Origin of the sequence: Prauserella sediminis, from assembly GCF_014195435.1 — a bacterium.
Taxonomy (GTDB): Bacteria; Actinomycetota; Actinomycetes; order Mycobacteriales; family Pseudonocardiaceae; genus Prauserella; species Prauserella salsuginis.
Window position 1 is genome coordinate 81915 of sequence record NZ_JACIBS010000002.1, and the last position, 23145, is coordinate 105059.

22 protein-coding genes are annotated in these 23145 nt (G+C 70.9%); 6 read left to right on the forward strand and 16 right to left on the reverse strand.

Annotated elements, in window-relative coordinates:
* Nucleotides 1–2 precede the first annotated feature (2 nt).
* A complete protein-coding gene (locus tag FB384_RS18775; RefSeq protein WP_183785909.1) occupies nucleotides 3–977 on the reverse strand; it encodes an NAD(P)H-dependent flavin oxidoreductase in 975 nt (324 codons plus the stop codon).
* A gap of 411 nt (nucleotides 978–1388) precedes the next feature.
* Between FB384_RS18775 and FB384_RS18780 the strand changes: the two genes are divergently transcribed.
* Both FB384_RS18780 and FB384_RS18785 read left to right on the forward strand, forming a co-directional pair.
* Nucleotides 1389–2483: a CaiB/BaiF CoA transferase family protein gene (locus tag FB384_RS18780; RefSeq protein ID WP_183785911.1), complete on the forward strand. Its 1095-nt coding sequence runs from the start codon at nucleotides 1389–1391 to the stop codon at nucleotides 2481–2483.
* Nucleotides 2484–2580: 97 nt separating this feature from the next.
* Nucleotides 2581–2784, forward strand: coding sequence for a hypothetical protein (locus FB384_RS18785; protein ID WP_183785913.1), 204 nt, complete (start codon nucleotides 2581–2583; stop codon nucleotides 2782–2784).
* 52 nt (nucleotides 2785–2836) lie between these two features.
* On the opposite strand, the gene FB384_RS18790 is transcribed toward FB384_RS18785, so the two are convergent.
* The 8 genes from FB384_RS18790 to FB384_RS18825 form a co-directional block, all read right to left on the reverse strand.
* Nucleotides 2837–4876 (reverse strand): acyltransferase family protein, encoded by a 2040-nt coding sequence (locus tag FB384_RS18790; protein WP_258935848.1) that lies wholly within the window; start codon nucleotides 4874–4876, stop codon nucleotides 2837–2839.
* Between the two features lie 276 nt (nucleotides 4877–5152).
* A complete protein-coding gene (locus FB384_RS18795; RefSeq protein WP_323985308.1) occupies nucleotides 5153–5809 on the reverse strand; it encodes a 3-oxoacid CoA-transferase subunit B in 657 nt (218 codons plus the stop codon).
* Nucleotides 5806–6576 (reverse strand): CoA transferase subunit A, encoded by a 771-nt coding sequence (locus FB384_RS18800; protein WP_183785915.1) that lies wholly within the window; start codon nucleotides 6574–6576, stop codon nucleotides 5806–5808. Before FB384_RS18800 ends, FB384_RS18795 begins: the two co-directional genes overlap by 4 nt.
* On the reverse strand, nucleotides 6573–7751 hold the full coding sequence (fahA, locus tag FB384_RS18805; protein ID WP_183785917.1) for a fumarylacetoacetase: 1179 nt from the start codon (nucleotides 7749–7751) through the stop codon (nucleotides 6573–6575). The genes FB384_RS18800 and fahA overlap by 4 nt, the downstream gene beginning before the upstream one ends.
* Complete coding sequence (locus FB384_RS18810; RefSeq protein ID WP_183785919.1) at nucleotides 7748–8617, reverse strand: hypothetical protein; 870 nt, start codon at nucleotides 8615–8617, stop codon at nucleotides 7748–7750. The genes fahA and FB384_RS18810 overlap by 4 nt, the downstream gene beginning before the upstream one ends.
* Nucleotides 8614–9813, reverse strand: coding sequence for a homogentisate 1,2-dioxygenase (locus FB384_RS18815; RefSeq protein WP_183785921.1), 1200 nt, complete (start codon nucleotides 9811–9813; stop codon nucleotides 8614–8616). The genes FB384_RS18810 and FB384_RS18815 overlap by 4 nt, the downstream gene beginning before the upstream one ends.
* Before the next feature lie 161 nt (nucleotides 9814–9974).
* On the reverse strand, nucleotides 9975–10508 hold the full coding sequence (locus FB384_RS18820) for a MarR family winged helix-turn-helix transcriptional regulator (RefSeq protein ID WP_183785923.1): 534 nt from the start codon (nucleotides 10506–10508) through the stop codon (nucleotides 9975–9977).
* 184 nt (nucleotides 10509–10692) lie between these two features.
* Nucleotides 10693–11490 carry an oxygenase MpaB family protein gene (locus FB384_RS18825; protein ID WP_221213419.1) on the reverse strand — a complete coding sequence of 266 codons (798 nt, stop codon included), beginning with the start codon at nucleotides 11488–11490 and terminating at the stop codon, nucleotides 10693–10695.
* A gap of 256 nt (nucleotides 11491–11746) precedes the next feature.
* Here FB384_RS18825 and FB384_RS18830 point away from each other — a divergent pair, with 256 nt between their 5' ends.
* A complete protein-coding gene (locus FB384_RS18830) occupies nucleotides 11747–12367 on the forward strand; it encodes a TetR/AcrR family transcriptional regulator (protein ID WP_183785927.1) in 621 nt (206 codons plus the stop codon).
* A gap of 95 nt (nucleotides 12368–12462) precedes the next feature.
* On the opposite strand, the gene FB384_RS18835 is transcribed toward FB384_RS18830, so the two are convergent.
* From FB384_RS18835 to FB384_RS18850, 4 genes are all read right to left on the reverse strand, one after another.
* On the reverse strand, nucleotides 12463–13029 hold the full coding sequence (locus tag FB384_RS18835) for a DnaJ family domain-containing protein (protein ID WP_323985309.1): 567 nt from the start codon (nucleotides 13027–13029) through the stop codon (nucleotides 12463–12465).
* A gap of 42 nt (nucleotides 13030–13071) precedes the next feature.
* The gene (locus FB384_RS18840; RefSeq protein ID WP_183785928.1) at nucleotides 13072–15021 is read right to left on the reverse strand and encodes an FAD-dependent monooxygenase; all 1950 of its coding nucleotides are present in this window, start codon (nucleotides 15019–15021) and stop codon (nucleotides 13072–13074) included.
* A 1-nt stretch (nucleotide 15022) separates the two neighbouring features.
* Nucleotides 15023–16411 (reverse strand): MFS transporter, encoded by a 1389-nt coding sequence (locus FB384_RS18845; RefSeq protein WP_183785930.1) that lies wholly within the window; start codon nucleotides 16409–16411, stop codon nucleotides 15023–15025.
* Between the two features lie 95 nt (nucleotides 16412–16506).
* Nucleotides 16507–17460, reverse strand: coding sequence for a LysR substrate-binding domain-containing protein (locus FB384_RS18850; RefSeq protein ID WP_183785932.1), 954 nt, complete (start codon nucleotides 17458–17460; stop codon nucleotides 16507–16509).
* Between the two features lie 109 nt (nucleotides 17461–17569).
* Here FB384_RS18850 and FB384_RS18855 point away from each other — a divergent pair, with 109 nt between their 5' ends.
* A complete protein-coding gene (locus FB384_RS18855) occupies nucleotides 17570–17764 on the forward strand; it encodes a PspC domain-containing protein (RefSeq protein WP_183785934.1) in 195 nt (64 codons plus the stop codon).
* A 70-nt stretch (nucleotides 17765–17834) separates the two neighbouring features.
* On the opposite strand, the gene FB384_RS18860 is transcribed toward FB384_RS18855, so the two are convergent.
* Complete coding sequence (locus FB384_RS18860; protein ID WP_183785936.1) at nucleotides 17835–18758, reverse strand: LysR family transcriptional regulator; 924 nt, start codon at nucleotides 18756–18758, stop codon at nucleotides 17835–17837.
* Between the two features lie 264 nt (nucleotides 18759–19022).
* Between FB384_RS18860 and FB384_RS18865 the strand changes: the two genes are divergently transcribed.
* Nucleotides 19023–20267 carry a Glu/Leu/Phe/Val dehydrogenase dimerization domain-containing protein gene (locus tag FB384_RS18865; protein ID WP_372497670.1) on the forward strand — a complete coding sequence of 415 codons (1245 nt, stop codon included), beginning with the start codon at nucleotides 19023–19025 and terminating at the stop codon, nucleotides 20265–20267.
* 181 nt (nucleotides 20268–20448) lie between these two features.
* Here the strand turns inward: FB384_RS18865 and FB384_RS18870 are convergent, their stop codons facing one another.
* Nucleotides 20449–21294, reverse strand: coding sequence for an acyl-CoA thioesterase (locus FB384_RS18870; RefSeq protein ID WP_183785938.1), 846 nt, complete (start codon nucleotides 21292–21294; stop codon nucleotides 20449–20451).
* A gap of 161 nt (nucleotides 21295–21455) precedes the next feature.
* Here FB384_RS18870 and FB384_RS18875 point away from each other — a divergent pair, with 161 nt between their 5' ends.
* Complete coding sequence (locus FB384_RS18875) at nucleotides 21456–22034, forward strand: YdcF family protein (RefSeq protein ID WP_183785940.1); 579 nt, start codon at nucleotides 21456–21458, stop codon at nucleotides 22032–22034.
* A 349-nt stretch (nucleotides 22035–22383) separates the two neighbouring features.
* Here FB384_RS18875 and FB384_RS18880 read toward each other — a convergent pair whose 3' ends face one another.
* Complete coding sequence (locus FB384_RS18880) at nucleotides 22384–22848, reverse strand: hypothetical protein (RefSeq protein ID WP_183785942.1); 465 nt, start codon at nucleotides 22846–22848, stop codon at nucleotides 22384–22386.
* Nucleotides 22849–23145: the final 297 nt, after the last annotated feature.

Genomic DNA, 23145 nt, shown 5'->3' on the forward strand with positions numbered 1-23145 from the left:
CCTCAGCGCACCAGCCCGGCGAGGCGGTCGTTGATCAGCTCGTCGGCGCCGCCCGCGATGCGCGAGACGAGCTCGGCGACCGTGGGGACGTCCTCGATGAGGCCCTGCACCAGGCCGGCGGACCAGATACCGCCGTCGGTGTCGCCCTCCTCGAGCACGCGGGTGCGGCCGCGGCTACCGGCCACGAGCTCCTGCACGTCCTCGAACTGACCGCCGTCGTCCAGCACGGACACGACTTCGCGGCTCACGCTGTTACTCGCGACCCGCGCGGTGTTGCGCAGCGGGCGGAAGATCAGCTCGGTGTCGCGTTCGCTGTTGGCGACCATGGCCTGCTTGACGTTCTCGTGCACCGGCGCCTCCCGGGTGGCGACGAAACGCGTGCCCATGTTGATGCCGTCCGCACCGAGCGCGAGGGCCGCGACCAGCCCGCGAGCGTCGCCGAACCCGCCGGAGGCGACCATCGGGATGGTGATCTTGTCGGCGGCCGCGGGGATCAGCACCAGGCCCGGGATGTCGTCCTCACCGGGGTGGCCCGCGCATTCGAACCCGTCGATGGAAATGCCGTCGACGCCCAGTTCCTGAGCCTTCACGGCGTGGCGCACGCTGGTGCACTTGTGCAGCACCTTCACCCCGCCACCCTGGAACGTCGGCAGGTGCTCGGCGGGGTTGAACCCGGCGGTCTCGACCACGGGGATGCCGGATTCGACGATCACGTCGCGGTACTCGGCGTACGGCGGCGGATTGATCGACGGCAGGATCGTGAGGTTCACACCGAACGGCCGGTCGGTCATCTCGCGGCAGCGCGCGATCTCCTTGGCCAGGTCCTCGGGGGTGGGCTGCGTGAGCGCCGTGAGGAAGCCGAGCGCCCCGGCGTTGGCCACGGCCGAGACCAGTTCGGCCTTGCCGACCCACTGCATCCCGCCCTGCACGATCGGATGCTCGACGCCGAACACATCGCAGAATCGGGTGCGAACCATTGGGTTTCCTTTCGCAGGACGTCTGGAGCCGCCGGCTCCGCCGAACAACGTCGGCGGCATCCGAGTGCCACCGACGCCGACTAGGAAAGCGTGCGCTTACCGCGCAGCGTAACCATGGGGGCGCTACATCACTCGTGACGTACGTCTCCCCCGCTCGGAGTGCGGGACGCAGCATGATGATTCCGAGCCGCCGACGTACTCGCCCGCTACCGTGGCGGAGTCGGCCCATGCCGGCGGGGCGGACCGTCCCGCGCTCGCGACCCACGTTCCGCCGGCCACCAACCCAGATCCCATCACCCAAGATCCCACCACCCAAGATCCCACCGCTCCAACGCCCACCGCTGCGACGCCCCGTCAGCGTTCGAGCAACGACTGTCCGAACAACCACCGAGCAACGAGGTGAACCCCAACGTGCCTGGCCCTCTCAGCGGTCTGAAAGTCGTCGAACTGCCCGCCATCGGCCCGGCTCCGCACGCCGGCATGATCCTGGCCGATCTCGGCGCGGACGTCGTCCGGGTGGAACGCCCGTCCGGCGCGCTCGACCTCCACGGCGGCAAGCCCGACCATCTGATGCGCGGCAAACGCTCGGTGGCGGCCGACGTCAAGGACGCCGACGGGCTGCGTTTCGTGCACGACCTCGTCGCGCGGGCCGACGTGCTGCTCGAAGGGTTCCGACCGGGCGTGGCCGAGCGCCTCGGCCTCGGGCCCGACGAGTGCACCGGAGCCAACCCGCGGCTCGTCTACGGCCGGATGACCGGCTGGGGACAGGACGGGCCGATGGCCAAGCAGGCGGGCCACGACATCAACTACATCAGCCTGACCGGGTCGCTGCACGCGATCGGCAGGGCCGAGGAGCCACCGCCGCCGCCGCTCAATCTCGTCGGCGACTACGGCGGCGGGTCGATGTTCCTGCTCACCGGTGTCCTCTCGGCACTGTGGGAGCGCGAGCGTTCCGGCAACGGCCAGGTGATCGACGCGGCGATGGTCGACGGTGCCAGCATGCTCACCCAGCTGCTCTGGGCACTGCGCGGTGCCGGCGCCTGGTCCTCGGAGCGCGCAGGCAACCTGCTCGACTCGGGTGCCCCGTTCTACGACACCTACGTCTGCTCGGACGGCCGGTACGTCGCGGTCGGCGCGCTCGAATCGCAGTTCTACGCCCAGCTGCTGGAGGGACTCGGACTGGCGGGTGAGCAGCTGCCCGACCAGAACGACCGGTCCGGCTGGCCCGCGCTGCGCGCACGGTTCACGCAGGTGTTCGCGAGCCGCACCCGCGACGAGTGGGCGGCCGTGTTCGACGGCACGGACGCGTGTGTCACCCCGGTGTTGACCTGGGACGAGGTCGCCGACCATCCGCATATCGCCGCCCGGCAGACGTTCCTCGAGATCGACGGCGTCGTCCAGCCCGCACCCGCACCCCGCTTCTCACGCACGAGTCCGCCGGTTCCGGCCGCGCCGCACCGTCCGGGATCCGACAACGACGCCGTTGCCGCCGACTGGGGACTCTGAGCAGGCCCAGCCCGTCGGCGACGCACCCCGGCGGTCCCTCATCGGCGACACCGGACCGGTCGCCGATGAGGACCGCAGCCTTGACAGGATGGCCGGCATGGCCGAAATCGAGATCCCGCGGAGCGTCGTGCGCGGCATGGTCGCCCTGTCCGTCCTGGCGGTGGCGGTGGTCGTGCTGATGCTGACCGAGACCGAACCGAACCTCGGCATGTGGGTGTTCGCCGTCGTGATGGTCCTGGCGGCCGTCGGCTTCTGGGCCGCGTACTTCTACCAGCGCGCGAAGAACCGCCGCGGCGAATGATCCGGCACCGGCCGGGGCGGCGGGGAACCCCGTCGCCCCGGCCGGGTCGTGCTCAGCCGACGCGGTCGAGGATCCCCGACACGCGCTCCTGCACCATCGGCGACAGCGTCTTCATGTACGCCTTGGTGATGTGGTTGTTGTCCAGGTAGACCAGCACGTTCCCGATCATCGGCGGGCATTCGGTCGGCGTGCAGAAGTAGTCGCTGAAGTCGACGAAGTGCACGTTCTCCGGCAGGCTCTCCACCGCCGTCCACGACGGCTGAGGGTCGTAGACCGCGTCCCGCGAGACCGAGCACGACGGATCGTCGACACCGCGCTTCTCGGCACAGTCGGCCAGGGACCGGTTGTACCGCGGGTTGTCCCGCGCGGCGATCACCGGAATACCGGCCTCCTCGAGCGTCCGCCACTGCTCGACGTACCCGGGCGGGGTGATCTCGTCCCGCATCGGGTGCGCGTCCCTGCTGGCCATGGTGAACACGGCGTCCGGCTTGATCTCGAGGATCTCCTGCATGACCGTCTCGTTCCAGGCCGTGCACTCCGGGTTGTTGGGCGCCTCGGTGGTGAGCGGGCAGCCGCCGCGGCCCATGGAGATGATCTCCCAGCCCGCCTTCTCCGCCGCAGGCCGCAGCGCCGCGTTGAACTGCTGCGAATGCGAGTCGCCCGCGACGACGATGCGCCGTGTCGGGTTCGGGTGGAGACTTTCGTTGCAGATGATGACGATCTCGTTCTTGCCCGAGTGGCGGCACTGCTCCTGGGTGAAGTTGTCGTACTGCTTGGGCAGTGCCGCGAACGGCGGGATCGGTTCGGCACCACCGTCTGCGCTGGGCCCGTCGGGCGAGAGGACCTCAGCGCCGGGGTGTGCCGGGTCGTCCTCCTTCTGCACGAACGTGGCCCGTTCGACGGCCGCCAGCTGCCACGCACCCGCCATGGCGAGCACGACCGCGAGCGTCGCCGCGCCGACGCGGTAGGAACCCCACACGGTGCGGGTGTCCAGCTTCGCCCGCAACACCGGCTGTTCCACCAGGTGGTAGGTCAGCATGGCCAGCGCCAGTGACGCGGCGATGATGACCGCGCCACCGCGCAGGCCGACCTCGGGCCGGTCCCGCAGCAGTACGTAGAACAGCAGCACGGGCCAGTGCCACAGGTACAGCGAGAAGCTGAGGTTGCCCAGGTAGTTCAGCGGCCGCGACGACAGGATGCGGTCGGCGCCGAGCACCGTGCCCGTCTGGCCTGCCACCAGAACCAGCGCGGCGGCCACGACCGGCCACAGGGCCACGTACCCGGGGAACATGGTGCCGACCTGCAGCACCAGACCGCACAGCACTAGCCCCGCGACGCCGAGCCAGCCGAGCAGCACCCGGATCGCCCTCGGCACGGACAGCTTGTCGATCGACAGCGCCACGAGCCCGCCGATGGCGAACTCCCACACGCGGGTCGCCGACATGAAGTAGGCGAACTGCTGGTCGGCGGCCGTGAGGTACACCGAGTAGGCCAGCGACCCGGCCGTCAGCACGAGCAGCAGGCCGATCAGCCACCGGTGCAGGTTCCCGCCGAGTCGCTTGACGACGAACGCGAACGCGGCGATCAGCAGCGGCCACACGAGGTAGAACTGGCCCTGGATGGACAGCGACCAGAAGTGCTGCACGACGCTCGCCTGGTCGTGCTGAGCGAAATAGTCGGCAGACTGGGCTGCCAGCTGCCAGTTCTCGAAGAACAGCGCCGAAGCGACGATCTCGCTCGCGGTCTGCTCCCAGCGCGTCTCCGGAAGCAGGAAGTAGGCCGCGACGACGGTGCCGACGAGCACGGTCATCGTCGCCGGGAAGAGCCGTTTGACGAACCTGCCCCAGGTGGCGCGGAACCGGACCCGGTCGCGAAGGCTCGCCCGGAAGAGCTGGCCGGTGATCAGGAAACCGGTGACGAAGAAGAACACGTCCACGCCACCGGACACCCGGTCCAGCCACACGTGGTAGATGACGACCAGCGCACAGGCAAGCGCCCGGAGACCCTGCAACTCGGGCCGGTACCGGGTCTTGCCGGGGGCCGGGGCGACCGGCGACGACACCTCCGGCGGCGCTGGCGGCGACTGCGTCACGGGATACCTCACTCTCGTCCGTACCGGCGCTCCATGATGCCAACCCCCATTCAGGTGGTTTCCACCACTTCCATGCACTGTGACGCAGAATGCGCCTGAAAGGTTGGCTCGACCCGCCGGCCGACCCGACGAGATTGACGTTTCCCCTGGTCAAGACCCACAGCCGGGAGTGGGTGCGGCGGCGCGGACACGCGGCCGGCCGGGTATCGCGGCGCGGGCGAACCGGGGCGGCGGCCGTCGAGGTCCAGCTGGATCTCGACGGCCGCCGGTGCGGGTTCAGCCCACCGCGAGCGGCGCGTCGGTGACCGCCGCCACCTGCTCGGCGGTGACGCCCGGCGCCGTCTCGTGCAACACGAACCCACGGGAAGTGACATCGATCACAGCGAGGTCGGTGATGATCCGGTGCACCACGCCTCGCCCCGTGAGCGGCAACGTGCACTCGGGAAGGAGTTTCGGCTCCCCCTTCCTGGTGGTGTGTTCCATCAGCACCAGGACGCGCCGAGCGCCGTGCACGAGGTCCATGGCGCCGCCCATGCCTTTGACCATGGCACCCGGCACCATCCAGTTGGCCAGGTCACCCGTGGCCGACACCTGCATGCCGCCCAGGACGGCGGTGTCGATGTGCCCACCGCGGATCATGCCGAACGACAGGGCGGAGTCGAAGAACGACGCCCCTGGCGTCACCGTGACGGTCTCCTTGCCCGCGTTGATCAGGTCCGGGTCGAGTTCGTCCTCGGCCGGGTACGGCCCGGTGCCGAGGATGCCGTTCTCGCTGTGCAGCATCACCTCGACGGCCTCGGGCAGGTGGGCGGGGATGAGGGTCGGCAGCCCGATGCCGAGGTTGACGTACTCCCCGGCCCGTAGTTCACGGGCTGCCCTGGCCGCCATGTCCTGCCGGGACCAGCCGGCCGGTACCTCGGTCGCCGCGCTCACTGCCCGCCCTCCTCGCTCGCCCGGACCGTGCGTTTCTCGATCCGTTTGTCCTGCGCTCCGCTGTGGACGACCCGCTGGACGAACACCCCGGGCAGGTGGACCTGCTCGGGATCGATCTGGCCGGGCTCGACGAGCCGTTCGACCTCCGCGATCGTGATCCTGCCCGCCATGGCGGCGAGCGGGTTGAAGTTCATCGCCGTCTTGTGGAACACGAGGTTGCCCTCGGTGTCGCCCAGCGCTGCGTGCACGAGTGCGAAGTCGGCGTTGATCGCCTTCTCCAGCACGTACTCGACGCCGTCGAACTCGCGGGTCTCCTTCGGCGGGGAGGCCACCGCGACGGAACCGTCCACGGCGTACCGCCACGGCAGGCCGCCGTCGGCGATCGGCGTGCCGACCCCGGCCGGGGTGTAGAACGCGGGCACTCCCACCCCGCCGGCACGCAGCCGCTCCGACAGCGTGCCCTGGGGCGTCAGCTCCACCTCCAGTTCGCCGGCCAGGCACTGCCGGGCGAACTCCTTGTTCTCACCCACGTACGAGGCGGTGACCCGGGAGATCCTGCCCGCGGCCAGCAGCACGCCCAGGCCGTGGCCGTCCACGCCGCAGTTGTTGGAATACACCTCAAGCCCGGTCGCGTCGCCCTCGGCGAGCGCCGTGATCAGGGTGTCGGGGATGCCGGACAGCCCGAACCCGCCGACGGCCAGCCTCGCGCCGTCGGCGATGTCGGCCACGGCCTCCGCCGCACCGGCGACCACCTTGCCGCCGCTCATCCGGCCACGTCCGCGGCCGGCAGGATCCGGCCGGTCACCTCGCCGAAGCCGATGCGCCCGCCGCCGGCGCCGGGCGCCGAGGCGCTGATGGCCACCTCGTCGCCGTCCTCGAGGAACGTGCTCTTCCTCCCCGCCACGTCGACCGGTTCCTGACCGCCCCAGGTGACCTCGATGAACGCTCCCCGTTCGTGTGTGCCCGCGCCGGAGATCGTGCCGGACGCGTACAGGTCGCCCGTACTCGCCGCGGCGCCGTTGACGGTCATGTGCGCCAGCATCTGCGCGGGCGACCAGTACATCTCCCGGTACACCGGGCGGGAGACAACCTGGCCGTTCCAGCTGACGGCCAGGTCGATGTCCAGCCCCCAGTCCTGGTCCTCCTTCAGGTACGGCAGCACTTCCGGTTCCTGCTTCGGCCCCGGCACACGGGCGGCCTCCAGCGCCTGCAGCGGCACCACCCACGCGGAGATCGACGTCGCGAAACTCTTGCCGAGGTTCGGGCCGAGCGGCTGGTACTCCCACGCCTGGATGTCGCGTGCCGACCAGTCGTTCACCAGCACCGCGCCGAACACGTGCTCGGCGAACTCCGCGGTCGTCACGCGGGATCCGAGCGGCGATCCGGTGCCGACGACGAAGCCGAGCTCCGCCTCGATGTCGAGCCGCTGCGACGGGCCGAACACCGGGCCGTCGTCGGTCTTACGCTGTCCGCAGGGGCGGACGACGTCGGTGCCGGTGACCACGACCGTGCTCGACCGGCCGTGATAGCCGACCGGCAGGTGCTTCCAGTTCGGCAGGAGCGGCTCCGAGTTCGGGCGCAGGATGCGGCCGAGGTTCGTGGCGTGGTTCTCCGAGGCGTAGAAGTCGACGTAGTCGGCGACGTCGAACGGCCGGTGCATCGTCACCGACGACGCGGGATGCACCGCCTCGGCGGGAATCTCCCCTGCGGCGAGTTCGGCGACCCGCCGCCGCACCTCGTCCCACCGGGCGCGCCCCTGCGCCATGAAGTCGTTGAGCGACGGGCGTGCGAACTCCGCGTCGCCCAATGTGGCCGCCAGGTCGACGACCGAGTCGGCGACGCGCACGCCGACCCGCGGGCCGGTTCCCGGCGTGGAGAACACCCCGTAGGGCAGGTTGTCGAGCCCGAACAGCGAGCCCGCGGGGATGGGGATGGTGGTCATGCGTTCACTCCTTGCCCACCGGCCAGCGCGGCGGGAATCAGGTCGAGGTCCACGAGCTCGGCGAGCGGCTCTGTGATGCTGCAGGTTCCGAACGACACGAACGAGCGCCGCACGGTCTCGGCCCTGTCTGCGCCGAGCCCGCGCACCGCCGCCGCGATCGCCGCAGCGTCGCGCCGGGCCAGCAGCCCGGCGACCGCGGTCTCGTCCGAGCCCTGCAGCGCCGCGTCGGTGGCGAGCAGCAGGTTGAGGAATCCGTGCTGCTGGAAGCCTGTCTCCGGATCGGTGTTGCGGATCGCGTGGTGCAGCCCCGCCGTCGCTTTGAAAGGGAGGTCGGCGCGCACCGCCGCGACGACGGCCGCCGCGAGCTCGTCCTCCCCGGGGTGCAACTCGGCGCTGACCCCGCCGGTGCGGAACTTGGCCCGCAACCCGCGTTCGGCGAGCCCGGCGAGGACGGCGGTCCTGCGCTCGTCGCGCGGCACCTCGACGTGGACGGTCACGTCCGGCACCTCGAGCCGGTCCAGTTCGGCGAAGAACTCCGTGACGTCGCCGGGCACCGCGACCTCCGCGGCGACCATCCGCACAGGCAGTGTCGCCGCAGCCTCGACCGCGCCGGCGAGCTGGCCGGGGCCCGCGGGTGCGGTCACGGCGAGCGCCAGGTCGTCGTCGGGCCGCACCAGCGGACGCAGCTCGTCGAGGGCGGGCGCGGCCAGAACCAGCGGCCCGACGAGGTCCCGGTAGGCGGCCGAGCAGTGGCCGCGGTGCCGGTCCACCGCCTCGGGCAGCGGCGCACGGCCGGGCGGGAAGACCGCAGCGTCGTCGCAAAGCCCGCGGGCGAACACCGGCAGCGCGGTCGCCGCCGCGCTCACCGGCCGGGCCCCCGCCCGGACCAGGTCCAGGCGTAGTTCGAGTCCTCGCACGCGAGGGCGCCCTCGCCGAGTTCGAGCGGACGGAACGTGTCGACCATGACGGCCAGCTCGTCGAAGAACTCGGCGCCCAGGCTCTTCTCCACCGCGCCGGGCTGCGGCCCGTGCGAATGACCACCGGGGTGCCACGAGATCGAGCCCTGCCCGATGCCCGACCCCTTCCTCGCCTCGTAGTCGCCGCCGCAGTAGAACATGATCTCGTCGGAGTCCACATTGGAGTGGTAGTACGGCACCGGCACCGACAGCGGATGATAGTCCACCTTGCGGGGGACGAAGTTGCAGATGACGAAGTTGTTGCCCTCGAAGGCCTGGTGCACGGGCGGCGGCTGGTGCACGCGGCCGGTGATGGGTTCGAAGTCGTGCACGCTGAACGTGAACGGGTACAGGCAACCGTCCCAGCCGACGACGTCGAACGGGTGCTCCGGGTAGACGAGGACGCTGCCGCCGATCGCGCCGCCGACGCGGTGTTTGACGTACACCGCCACGTCGGTCCCCTCCCGCATCAGCGGCTCGGCGGGTCCGTGCAGGTCGCGCTCGCAGTACGGCGCATGTTCCAGGAACTGGCCGTACCGCGACAGGTACCGCTTCGGCGGGGCGATGTGACTGCCCGCCTCGATCGCATACGCCCGCAGCGGCCCGTCACCGTGGGGCAGCCACCGGTGGGTGGTGGACATCGGCAGGAACACGTAGTCGCCCGCCGTCGCCTCCAGGCTGCCGAACACCGTCTCGACCGTCGCCTGCCCGGATTCGACGTAGACGATCTCGTCGCCGGTCGCGTTGCGGTACAGCGGCGAGTCCTTCGTGGACACGACGTAGGACAGGCGCACGTCGCCGTTGCCGAGCACGAGCCTGCGCCCGGTGACCACGTCGGTCTCGGCCCAGGTCTCCTTCGGGAACAGGTCGTGCAGCTTCAGATGCCGCGGTTTGAGTGGGTGGTTCGGTGTGGTCGACAGGTCCGGCAGATCCCAGACCCGCGCGTCGACGATCGCAGACGGAACGCCGCGGTGGTACAGCAGCGACGAGTCCGAGGAGAACCCCTCCTCGCCCATGAGCTCTTCGTAGTACAGCCCGCCGTCCGGACGCCGGTGCTGCGTGTGGCGTTTCGGTGGCACGCTGCCGACCTGGCGGTAATAGGCCATGACTGCCTCCTTGCTGTCGCCTCGCCCGCGTACCACGAGGGCACGCGATCCTCACATTAGTTAACAGATGTACTAGTTTCAAGACGTGCGCGTACCGGGATGCGACTGAATGGAATCAGCGCCGGGGCCGTCCTCGCCCGCGCGTACGTTCCGGCGAGGACTCAGTTCCGGCCGCGGACGTCGAACTGATCGCGGTTGGTGACGAGCTTGTCCAGCAGCATGATCAGGATCCGCTGTTCTTCCGGGGACAGCACGCCCGCCCACTCGTCCTCGCGCTCGTTGTGCACGCGGAAGACCTCGACCATGTCGCGGTGACCCTCGTCGGTCAGCGACAACAGGACCGACCGGCCGTCACGCGATCCGGGTTCCCTGCTCAACAGCCCGTCCGACACCAGCGTCTTGGCCAGATTGGATACGGCCGCACGGCTCATCCCCGTCAGCTCGGCCGCCTTCTTCGCCTCGAGCGGACCGGCCAGCCACGTGACGAACAACAGCCGGAACCCCGACCAGGACAGCCCCCGTGGCCGGTGCACGGACGCCTCAAGGTCGTAGGTGACGATGTTGGACGCGCGGTTGAGGGTCAGCAGCAGCTCGGTCGCGAGCTGGTGCCGGAAGCCGTACTCCCGGGCGAGTCTGCGATTGGCGAGCTCGACGAACGACCAGAAGTCCAGCTCGCCGGAATCACTCGCCGCCATGTCGCCAACCCTACCGTCCGATCAATCTAGTAAATACATAAACTACTACCGCGTCGGCCACCCGTCCACCCCGCGTGTTCTGCACCCAGCACCGCGTGTTCTGCACTCACGGGCCGAGACCCGCCGAGACCCGGCCATAGTGTCCGGCCTCGGCCTGCGGGGTCTCGGTACGCGGGCCACGGGCTCACACCAAGGGTTTGCCGGCGCGGAGCCGTCGCCGCACGTCCCACAGGTAGGCGTTGTACGGAAACGCGCGCAGCGAGAGCGGCGCCGTGCGGATCACCCGGCCGAGTACACAGTTCATGGCGTCGAACCGCCGCTGCTGACGCGGCGTCCATCGCAGCCGCATCTGCTGCCGGAACTCCGGTGGCAGGAATCCGGTGGTGACGAACAGGTTGAACCGGCGCAGCAGCAGGTGGAGCGGCTTCGGCAGGAACGACGCGGTGGCGATGCCGTACAGGTACTCACGAACCGTGTCGTCGATGTCGACCTTCGCCAGATTGCGCTGCCAGTACTCCTCGAACGCCGCGCGACTCGCCGGCCACATATCCTCCCGCACCTGCAGCGTGGTCCCCAGCGGGGCGGCCGAGCGGTAGATCGCGTCGAGCTCGTCGGCGGGTAGCTCACCCAGGTAGGCGACGTAGACGTCCTCGAACCCCTTGTAGAGGCACGCCGCGACCCACAGCTGCAGTTCCGGGTCCATCGCGTTGTACTCGACCGGGCTCGACTCGTCCGAGCGCACCTGCACGTGCTGCTTGTTGACCGCCCTGCGGTAGGCGCTGCGCTCCTCGTCGGTGCCGAGCATCGCCACCGCCAGGTACGTCAACGTGGTGCGACCGCGCTTGAACGGTCGCTTGTAGACGTTGCCGTCGTCCACCTTGCTCTCCACCACGCCGTAGCCGACACCGGGCCGCGCCAGCTGCATGATGATGTTGGCCGCCGCGGCCAGCAGCCCGGCACCAACCACGACGTCCCGGCGCATGGTCGGGCTCGACACCTCGTCCTCCCGCCCGTGAACCGGCGACGTCTCCCGCACGGCGGGTTCCTCCCGATCGCCGCCCCCGCCTCCTGCCGCCGGCCGTGGGGACTGCGCTGCCTGATCGGTGCTCATCGGGCCTCCTCGCTCGACGCGCTCCACGCGACCGGCTCGTCCCGGCCGTCACCGTCCGCAATTATCTGCACACGGCCGTTCGCAGATATGGAACCGCGATCGCGACGGAGATGTCAAGATAGGACCCATGAGCAGCGCACCGCTCCGTACCTACGGCGGCGTCAGCGGGACCGACCGGCAAGCCGAACGCCGCGCCCAGCTCGTCGCCGCGGGCCTCGACCTGCTCGGGTCGGACGACGGCGTCCGCGCCCTCACGGTGCGCGGGGTGTGCCGCCACGCCGGACTGGCCGCGCGGTACTTCTACGAGAACTTCGCCGACCGGGACGCCCTCGCGGCCGCGGTCTACGACCATGTCGTCGAGGGCATCGCCGCCACCACCCTCGAGGCCGTGCAACAGGCTCCCGCCGACGCGGACGCCAAGGTCCGCGCCGGACTGGCGCGCCTCGTGCGCGCCGTCGCCGAGGACCCGCGCCGCGGCAGGCTGCTGTTCTCGCCGTCGATGGCCGATTCCACACTCGCCGCGCGGCGGGTCGCCTCCACCCGCATGTTCGTCCGGCTGCTCGGACTCCAGGCCCGCGAGTTCTACGGCGTCGACGGCAGCACGCGGCTCGACATCCTGGCCGAGATGCTCGTGGGTGGGCTGGCGCAGACGTTCACGTCGTGGCTCGACGGCAGCCTCGAGGCCACCGAGGACGAGATCGTCGGCCACTGCGCCGAGCTGTTCCTCGCCGTGGCCGACGCACCTTGATCAGCTTCGCCCTGCTCCACCACGTGGCCGGGTTCGCACTCCCCTACCCTGGCGGCAGGTGTGGTGCCGCCACTGCCGCCGTGCTCGGCGCGCCCTCACTCCCGGCGCCACCACGCGCGGCGCTTCCGCGGCGACGTCTCCGCGCGCGGAGACGTCGGCCACTCCCCGCGCGCGGGGGCCGGCGGTTCGGTGGGCCGTTCCGGGCGGACACGGCCACGGTCTCGGCGCCAGCCACCGAGGACGTCGTCGACGTCGACGGGTGCCAGGCGGATGCGCGGGCCCTCCCCGGAGCGCATCCACGCGGCGATGCGCAGATTCAGCTCCCGCACGGTCTCGCGAACCTCGTCCTCGCTCCGCAGCGACGCAACCGCCTCGTGAAGGTTCTCGACCTCTTTGCGCAGCCGTAGCGGTTCCGGAAGCGCGGCGTCGATCGACAGCCCCTCGCGCTCGAGGTAGGTGCTCAGCCAGTCACGATCCAATCCGGTCAGCGGCTTCCCCGCGCCGGGGAGCGCGTCGAACTCCCCGCGTTCCTGGGCTTCGCGGATCTGCTTCTCCACCCACGATTCGAAGTCGACGCCGGGTGGCTTGCGTTCGGTCGTGGCCCCACCTCGTCCGCGATGATCGCGCCGGCCGGTGCCCACCCGCAACCGGACACGTGCCACCACCGCACCCCGGGAGGCGAACACCCCGCGCGGGCACGTCGATCAGCGTGCCCGCGCCGCCATCTCGAGACACCGCGCGAACTCGTCCGCGCCGACTCGGTCACCGAGCACCATCGCCAACCGGGTCAGGAACGCCTTGACGCCGGACCCTCCGGACTCGCCCTCCCCTGCCACGCTGTCGATGCCGGAGGAGAGGGCGAGCCACACCTGCTCTCGCGCCGCTTCGTCGGCGGACACGGCGACCGGACGCTGCAACGCGTCGCCGGTGGCCTGGCCGGCTGCCGGGTCCGGTGCCGTGCCCGCGCGTAGCTGCGGCGCCACACGATCGAGCATGGCGGGCTCGCGGGTGCGCGCCAACACCTGCCCGTCGGGCCGCACGACGAACATCTCCCCCGGCTCGGCGCCCCATGCCGCAGCCAGTTCGCCGGCCGGGTCGTCGAGCACCGCCACGTCTCCGGCGATGTCCCCGGCCGGGTGATCGGCGTCGGTGTCCGCCGGCACGATGACCGCAGACACCGGTTCCGGTGCGAGCTCGTCGGCGAGCCGCCGGGTCGCGGCGACCACCTCGGCCGCCCGCGCCGGACTCGCACCGGCCACCAGCACGCTGAAGCCGTGGCCCCGCACTGCGTGCAACGACGTCTCCTGCGCCGGCGCCCCTGGGACGCGGCGCCGCACCCGCCGGTCTTCGAGCGGGTCACCCGGCCGCATGCCCGGCACGTCAGCCGCCGCGGGCCAGGTCAACGGTGAGCCGTGCGTGTGCGTGGCCGACGACTGCCGCGGGTTGAGCAGATGGGAGAACTCCGGATGGTCGGCCGAAAGCGCCAGCACCGCATCGCGGGTGAGGCGGTGGCCGCGGGTGCCGGGCGACATGATCAAGGTGGACTTGCCCGCGTTGTCCACGTTCTGCCGCCACGCCGCGTGCCGTTCGACCGAGTACGCGGCGAGCAACGACGCGTCGGCCCTGCCACGCACCACCTCTGCGAGCTGCCACACCAACGTTTCCGCGTCCTCCATACCCGAGTTCAGCCCGCGCACGCCGAAGATCGGCACCAGGTGCGCCGCATCCCCCGCGAACACCACGCGCCCGTGGACGAAGTCGGGCAGCGCCAGCGCGCGGGCCTGGTAGTAGCCGTGCCATTCGAGCGTCCACGGAACATCGCTGCCGAGCCACGTCAGATGTCGCGTGATCCGGTCACGAATGCGCTCCTCGGCCGTTTCGGCCGCGGGGTCGTCGGCGGCGTCGAGCTGGTAATCGATCCGCCAAATATCTCGCGGCTGCCGGTGCATGATGATCGTCGACCCGGGGTTGCTGGGCGCGTCGAACCAGACCAGCCGTTCCGCGGGCAGCTCGGACGGCCAATGGATGTCGGCGATCACGTAGTTGCCTTCGTAACTCGTGCCCTGCATCCGCAGCCCGGCGAGGCGGCGCACGGTGCTGCGCCCACCGTCCGCGGCGACCACCCACCGTGCCCGCAGGTCCCGCTCGCCGAACGGGGTCTGCAGCGTCACCCGCGCGGCCTCCTCGTCCTGAACCAGGCCGGTCACCTCGGCGGACCAGTGGAGTGTGGCCAGCGGATGCTCGAGCAGTGCATCGACCATCACCTGTTCGATCTCCGACTGGGACACGTTGACCATGGGCGGCCGCGCGGCGTGCTCACCGTGCGGCATTTGGAAGTGCAGCACCTCGCGGTCGCGGTGGTGCGTGCGGCCGCCGGTCCACGGCAGCACGATCTTCTCGAGCTCGGGGCCGAAACCGAGCCGGTCGGAGACTTCGAGGCTGTGCCGCGACAAGCAGATCGCCCTGCTGCCGAACGACACGGACTCGCCCGCCTCGACGGCCGTGACGGGAATGCCGCGACGCACCAGCCCGAGCGCGACGCCGAGCCCGACCGGTCCGGCTCCGATGACGAGGACCGGCAGCGGCTCGACGCCCTCGGCCGTCGGGACGACGTCGGTGGCGGGATAGGTCGGGGGCCGGTAATAGGCGGTCATGTCAGGCCGTCACCTCCTGATCGGCGCGCGTGGGGGTCGGAGGCTCGGCGCGGGAGGCACGGAGGGCGAGCACCGAGCCGAGGCTGATCACGGCGAGCACGACGAAGTAACCGGTGACGGCCAACGAATCGCCGAAGGCCGCGTAGAGCGACGTGGCCAGCAACGGGGCGAGGCCACCGCCGAGAATCGCGCCGATCTGGTAGCCGAGTGAGGCCCCGCTGTAGCGCAGGTGCACCGGGAACAACTCCGCGAACAGCGCCGACTGCGGCCCCGCCGTGGTCCCGAGCACGAAACCGAGCACGAGCATGGCGACCGTCATCAGCGGTATCGATGCGGTGTCGAGCAACGGGAAGAACGCGGCGGCCGCGACGACCAACGCCGTGGAAGCGATAACGTACACCCGCAGCCGGCCTACGGTGTCGGATTTCCACGCCGACAGGGCCATCCCCGCCATCCACACAGGACAGGCACCGATGAGCAGCCACAGCATGGTCGAACGGGGGAAGCCGAGTTCCTCGGTGCCGTAGGTGAGCACGTAGACCATGAAGGCATAGGCGATGCCGTTGGTGGCGACGAACGTGCCCGCGGCCAGCAACACGACTTTCCCGTTGCGGCGCAACACCTCGACGACGGGCAGCTTCGCGACCGCGTCGGTCTGGCGCGCGCTGCTGAACTCATCGCTCTCGGCGACACCCAGTCTGATCCACATCGCCACGCCGACGAGCGCGGCGCTGACGAGGAACGGGATGCGCCAGCCCCATGACGCGAACGCGGCGTCGTCGAGCAACGTCGTCATGAGCAGGAACACCAGGTTGGCGCCGAGTACGCCCGCGGGAACACCGAGCTGCGGTGCGGCGCCGTAGAGACCCCGTTTGCCCGTGGGCGCGTTCTCCGTCGCCACGAGCACCGCACCGCCCCATTCGCCGCCGACGCCGATGCCCTGCACGAACCGCAGCAGCACCAGCAAAATCGGCGCCGCGACGCCGATCGCGTCGAACGTCGGCAAGAGGCCGATGCCGACGGTCGCCGCTCCCATCAGCACCAGCGACAGCACGAGCATCGACTTGCGGCCGATCCGGTCGCCGTAGTGGCCCATCACGACGCCGCCCATCGGGCGGGCGACGAACCCGACCGCGAACGTCGCGAACGCCGCGAGGGTCGAGGCTACCGACGATCCGCCGGGGAAGAACTGCGGACCAATCACCAGTGCCGCGGCCGTGCCGTAGATGAAGAAGTCGTACCACTCGATGGCGGTGCCGACGAAACTCGACGTCACGGCTCGGCGGGCGTTCCGGCGGTCGTGCTCTGCCGAGGCGCCAGGCTGCGTGTCGGTCGGCTGGGGATCAGGCGTCCCGGAGGAACCGGACGCCGGTGTGGCGGTCGCCGTCATTGGTCTCGCCTTTCGGGATGTCTGTGTGCGCGGGCTCCGGTGCACCGCGCACCGCAGGAAGCATCGCCCGCCTTTCCGCGCCCCGAAAAGCGCAACTATCCAGGGTTGTTCCCCGGGGATTCCAGGGAAGTGCTCCTCGCGCCGGCCGCGAACTGCACGAACGTCCGCGAGACCGTGCTCAACATCGATCCTCGGTTCCAGGCGACGACGATCTCGACCGGATCAGGCCGCGGCTCCAGATCGGTACGGGCGACGACGCTGGAACCGTCGTAGGTCCGGTCGTGTTGCGGCCGTTGCACGAGCAGGGTCCACCCCAGACCGCGGCCGACGAACGCCCTCGCGGTCTCGAAATTCTGCGTCCGGTACGCCACGCGTGGGGCGAACCCGGCCTGCCGACAGACCTCGAAGGCGTGCTCGGAACTCGGGGGTGCATCGAGCAGCACCATCGGTTCAGCGGCGAGGTCCACCAGCCGGAGCGGCCCGGGAGCACCGGCCAACGGGTGGTCCGGAGCGAGCAGCACGAGCGGATCGCGGGTCCCCAGCGTGCTGGTCCGCCAATCCTGCGACAGGCCGAGGTCGTAGGCGATGGCCAGGTCGAGCTCACCGTCGTCGAGGCTGCTGCGGAGCCGGTTCTGCGTCGCCTCGTGCAGTTCGATCCGCACGTCGGGGTAACACTGGGTGAAAGCGCGGAACAGTTCCGGCAGAACGGTCGGCCCGAGCGACGGGTAGCAGCCGAGTGCCAGTGGCCCTGCCACGACACCGTTCTCACCCGCGGCGTCGGCCTGCAGTTCGCCCGCCTGCCGCAGCAGGGTCCGCGCCCGACTCAGCACGGTCTCGCCGGTCGGCGTCAGCTGCACGCCCCGCGCGCGCTTCCGCACGGTGAGCTGGACTTTCAGCGCCTTCTCCAGATCGGTGACGGCCGCCGCGAGCGCCGACTGCGACAGGTGCAGGCGCTCAGCTGCACCACTGATCGTTCCGGTGTCCGCCACCGCCACGAACGCGGCCAGCTGGCGGATCGTATAGGTGGGCAGGTTGTCCGCACGCGACATGCACCGACCGTAGCGCCGGGCCGCCGGGTTCGTGGACAGCCACGATCTCGGGGGCCGCATCGGGGACGTCCCCGATGCCGCATGCATGCCGCGGGAGCATGGTGGAGGTATGACGACGACCACGAAGCTCACCCGTTCCCGCAGCGACCGCGTACTCGGCGGGGTGTGCGCGGGCCTGGCCCACCGATTCGGCTGGAAGCCGCGGACCATGCGGCTGGCATTCGTCGCCTCCTGCCTGCTGCCCGGCCCGCAGTTCCTGCTGTACCTCGCGCTCTGGATCATCATCCCGGCCGGAGACCGCTGAGCGGACCCGTCCCCGGCTGCCGTGTCCCGGAGCGGACCCGTCCCGCCGGCCACGTCCCTGCGGAGCCGGGTCACGGCAGCGTGGCGCTGGCGCCGAGTCCCTTCTCGGCCGCCGCGGCCCGCACCGCCTCGATGACCAGCCGGAGCGACGGCCGGGGTGTGCCCTTCGCCCGATAGGCGATCGACACGCGCCGCATGACCGGTTCGGTCAGCGCGATGATGTCCACACCGGGCGGCAGCAGCGACAGTCCGAGGTCTGACACCAGCGTGACGCCCAGCCCGGAACCGACCATCGCCAGGGCGGTGGCCTGTTCCTCAACCTCGTGCGCGATCTTCGGTTCGAATCCCCGCTGCTGACAGGCGATCCGGACGGCGCGGCCGAAATGCGACCGCGGTCCCGCCAGCACCCACGGGTGTTCGGCGAGGTCGATGAGCGAGACCGCCGGTTCGGGCACGACACCGGTCGGCACCGCGGCGTGCAGCCGTTCCACCGCGACGACCTCGCGCGCCAGCGCCGGATCCCACGGCATCGGATAGTCCGAGTAGTCGATCACGAACGAGAAATCGAGCGTGCCGTCCCGCACCGCGCCCGCCGTCTCCTCGGGAGCCAGTTCGCGCGTACGCACCTCGATGCCGGGATGTTCGGATGCCAGCGCCGTCAGCGCGGGCGGCAGCAGCCCCGAGGCCACCGACGCCCACACTCCCGCCGTCAGCCGCGCCGACAGCCCGTCCTGGGCGTTCTCCAGCGCATGCGTCGCCCTGCCCACCGAATCGAGGATCTCCTCCGCGTGCTCGGCCAGCAGCGTGCCGAGCTCGGTCAGCTGCACCCTCCGTCCCAGCCGTTCGAACAGCTGCACGCCCACGTCGCGTTCCAGTTGAGCCAGTTGCTGCGAGACGGCCGAGGCCGAGTAGTGCAGCGCACCGGCCGCCGCGGTGACGGTGCCCCTCCGGTTCAGTTCGCGCAGCATGCGCAGGCGGTGCAACGACAGTTCCATGGCCGTCAGCGTAGACACGTGGGCCTGTGCAGGAAGCGTGAACGGTTCCGTGCGTGATCTTTAACTGGACGCGCAGCCGTTCCCGGGCCCACGCTGTAGGTAGCGGGCAGGCAGCGGGCGACCACGGCATCAGCGCAGCTGAGCACCGATCCTCACCGACGAAACGGCACACCGCCGAGTGGCGGTGGACGCTGCCGTTTTCAGGTGCGCCGGGCCCGGCAGCAGGCGACAACAGGCGACACGAATGGTGGAGGTGCGTTTCAGGTGACCACGATGGAAAACCGTCCAGCGGCCGGCGGCACCGCGGCCGGCACCCGGGCCGCTGGCGCGACCGACATTCGCACCAGCGAGCCCCTGCTGCGGCTGACCTGGACCGACCCGGTCACGGGTGCCCAGGGCTTCCTCGTGGTGCACACCCTCGCCTCCGGCCTGGCGACCGGCGGCACTCGGATGCGCGCGGGCTGCACCATGAAGGAGGTCGAAGACCTCGCCCGCGGCATGGCGGCCAAGACCGCGACGTTCGACCTTCCCGTGGGCGGCGCCAAGGGCGGCATCGACTTCGACCCGAAGGACCCCCGCGCGCTCGAGGTCCTCGAACGCTTCTGCCAGGCGATGCGTCCGTGGCTGGACGCGCACTGGGTCACGGCCGAAGACCTCGGTGTGCCGCAGCACCTGATCGACGACGTCTTCGACCGGCTCGGGCTGGAGCAGAGCTACCACGCCGCGATCAGGCGGGCCCCGCACCCGGAGCGCACGCTCCGGCGGGTGCAGGCCGGGCTCAACGCGCCCGTGCCCGGTGGCCTGCTGCTCGGCGACGTGATCGGCGGTTACGGCGTCGCCCAGGCCTGCCTCGGCGCGGCCGGTGCATGGGGCTGGGAGAACGAGACGACCACCGTGGCGATCCAGGGCATCGGCACGATGGGTGGTGGCGCGGCGTTCTACCTCCACGAGGCCGGTATGCCCGTCGTGGCCGTGGCGGACGCCGCGGGCACGCTGTACCGGCCGGAGGGGCTCGACGTGCCCGCGCTGCTCGAACTGCGGGACGCCTACGGCGAGATCGACCGGAGCCGGCTTCCGGAGGACGTGCAGCAGCTGCCGCGGGACGCCGTGATCGCCACGGCTGCGGACATCCTCGTCCCCGCTGCGATCTCGTACGCGGTCACGCCGGACAACGTCTCCGACGTTGCGGCCAAGGTCGTCGTCGAGGCCGCCAACTCGGCGACGACGCCGGAGGCCGAGGCGATGCTCGCGGCCCGCGAGATCCCGGTCATCCCGGACTTCGTCGCCAACGCCGGTGCGGCGGCGTGGGCGTGGTGGCTGCTGCTCGGCTACGTCGACGCCGATCCGGCGACGTCGTTCCACCGGCTGCGCACCGAGATGCAGTCGAAGGTGGCGATGCTGCTGAGCTCGTGGGACGTCGACGGGGTGCCGCTGCGGGAGACCGCCTGGCAGCTCGCGTCCGCCAACCGGGAGGTTCTCGCCGAGTCGCCCGACGTGGCGATCCCGTAGTCGCCGCCGGACACGGAGCGGGTCCCGGTCGCCGCCACCCGGCGCCGGGGTCCGCTTCGCCGTGTTCTGCCGCTTTGCCGTGGCCCGCTGCTTTGCCGTGGCCCCTCTGCTTTGCCGTGTCCTGCGGCGGTGGCGGCGGTCCACCGGCGATGCCGCGGCGGGGCGACCGGCCGGGGCGGTGTCAGCCTTTGAAGTAGACCAGCTGGTGTGTGGTGGCGAGCAGCTCACCGCCGGTGCCCCACAGGCACGCGGACTGGTCGAAGTAGCTGCGCCCGAAGCGGTTCGAGCGGGCGCGGGCGAGCACCGGACGTGTGCCGTGGTCGGCCAGGACCGCCTCGTCGGCGTGGAAGTAGACCGTGAGCGAGATCGTGCCCGCGGGCATGGCCTGTCCGCGGCGCAGGAAGACGCGCGGGTAGAACACGTCGCACAGCGAGGCCAGGGCCGGGAAGTCGAGCGGGCGGGCCGGGGCGTCGCGGACCCACAGCATCGTCGTCGAGTCCGGCGATTCCGGGGCTCCTTCGAGTGCGGGCAGAGCGCCGTCGAGGAACCGCATCTCGTAGTTCTTGGCCCATTGGACCTCGTCCGGCATGGGCGTGACGGGTACGGCCTCCGGCTCGGGCACGTCCGGCATGGTCGCCTCGGTGTCGGCCCACGTGTCGCGCCGTGCCGCGTACACGGCGGTGGCGGTGGTGATGACCCGGCCGTCCTGGGTCAGTTCGAGCGACCAGTGCTGGGTGGAGCGGTTGGTGCGCGACGGGCGGGCCGACACGGTGAATTCGCCGTCGGCGACGGGCCCCGCGTAGTTGACGGTCAGTGACACGGGCACGCCGAGGCGTTCGGGGTGGCACTGCACGGCTTCGAGCAGCGTCGCCGCGGTGATGCCGCCGTAGGGGCCGACCATGTTGGCGTAGGCCGGGTGCGTCGCCCCCGTGTACGTGCCGTCGCCGGTGTCGGCCGGCTTCAGCGCGACGGCCGCGTCGAACGGATGGTCACGGCCCGCCGGGCCGCTGCCGTCGGATCCACTCATGCCTGCCTCCTCGCTCCGTCCCGCTCCCGCTGGGACGCCGACATGCTTAGCACGGCGCAGTAACAGGACCCTGCCGTGACCGCGGCCGGAGCGACCGTGGTCACAGCACCTGCGGCCGCGTCCACGAGCGCGTCCCGGCGGTCCCGGCCTACGGTCGGGGTATGCGTGTGACGACGGCGGCCGCCGCGGTGATCGCCGTCCTGGTGTGGGGCGAGGTCGAGCATTGGCGGTCGTCACGGCGGTGGCTCGGCACGTCCCGTCGCGGCGACGGGCCTGATGTCGTCGTCGTGCTCGGGTACCGCAACCGTGGCGTACGGGCGAACGCCGTCAACCGCTGGCGCGTGCGCGCGGGGCTCCGGTCGCGCACACGGGGCGCGCGGCTGATCCTGACCGGCGGCGCGGTGGCCGGGCCGGTCCCGGAGGCGACCGTGATGGCTGCCTACGCTCGCGGCGTCCGCGGCTACGACGGGCCGTTGGTGACCGAGACGGCCAGCCGCACCACGTGGGAGAACGTGGTCAACGTCGCGCCCCTGCTCGAGGACGCCGGCACGATCGCCGTCGTCTCGCACGCGCTGCACGCGGAGAAGGCGCGCGTATGTCTCTGGCGCAGCCGGCCCGATCTCGCCGTGCGGCTGGTGCGCGGGCGGGAGTATCGATTGGGGGAATGGGTTCTGGCCAAGCCCGCGCTGGCCGTCGCCGGGAGACTCCGGCTGCGCGCGTTGCTGTCACCGTCGCGGTGACGGTGGGCGCCGTCGGAGTCGGCACCCGCTTTCCTGGACGTGCCGTGACGGTCGCTGCCACGTGCCCGTTCCCGCTCCGGCGGTTGTCACCGTTCCGTGGTCGTCGCCGGTTCTGTGGTCGTCGCCGGTTCTGTGGTTGTCGCAGGTCCGGGGTTGTCACAGGTCCGGGGTAGTCACTGCTCCGTGCTCGTCGCCGGGCTGTGGTCGTCCCCGGCCGGCCGTCACCGCGTTGTGGTCGTCGCCGCGTTGGCCGACGTGGGGTCGATGACCGCCCGCGCCCGCCGCCGGCGGCCGGTTGTGGGTCGCGGACGGCGCGGCGGCGCTGTAGGTCGTCCCGGATAGCAGCGGGTCATTCGGCATGGTCCTCGATGGACGGGCTCAGCTGCGGGTCGCGGCCGCGCTGTCCCGGCACCGGTGCCACGACGGGTCCTGCCTGCCGCCGCGCCCGCCGATCCCCCGCGGCACGGCCCGGTGCGTCGAGGCGTTCCTCGACGAGGACGGTCTCGTGCATGTTCGCCAGCACGGTCATCGTGACCGCGTGCGCGGCGGCGAGCAACAGGAGGAGCACGCCCAGGTTGCCGACGGTCGCGCGCAGGACTCCGCCGCCGAAGCCGAGGTCGAGCACGGCCACCAGTGCCAGCACGCCGAGCATCAGCAGATGGAACAGCACGCTGGCGAGGCGGGCCTGCGAACCCGCCCTGGTGTCGTCCACATCGGACAAGTAACGCTTCCCGCTGCGGTACAGGATCTGACCGTCCGCCACGATCATCAGCGCGCCCAGCACGAGGAAGGCCAGAAAGGCGTCGTCAGGCATGTCGGTCTCCCTTCACCCTGCGAGAGATGCCTTCATCGGGTAGCCGGGAGCGCTCGCCGCGGAAACGGCCGCGGCCGCCGGGTGTGTCCGAGCGCACCGCCGTGAGCACACCACTCGGCCGTCCCATCCCCTGTTCGGAGCAGTCCGCGGGGTCGAGTGCGCGCCACCGGTCGAGCGCGATGAGCCAGCCACCTGCAGACGCGGGCACGTGGCCGCTGGCGGTCGCGCCTGCGTACCGGCGTGGTCCTCGCCGCGGCTCCGCAGCGCAGTCGACGGTGCCTGATCTTCGGCGACCCG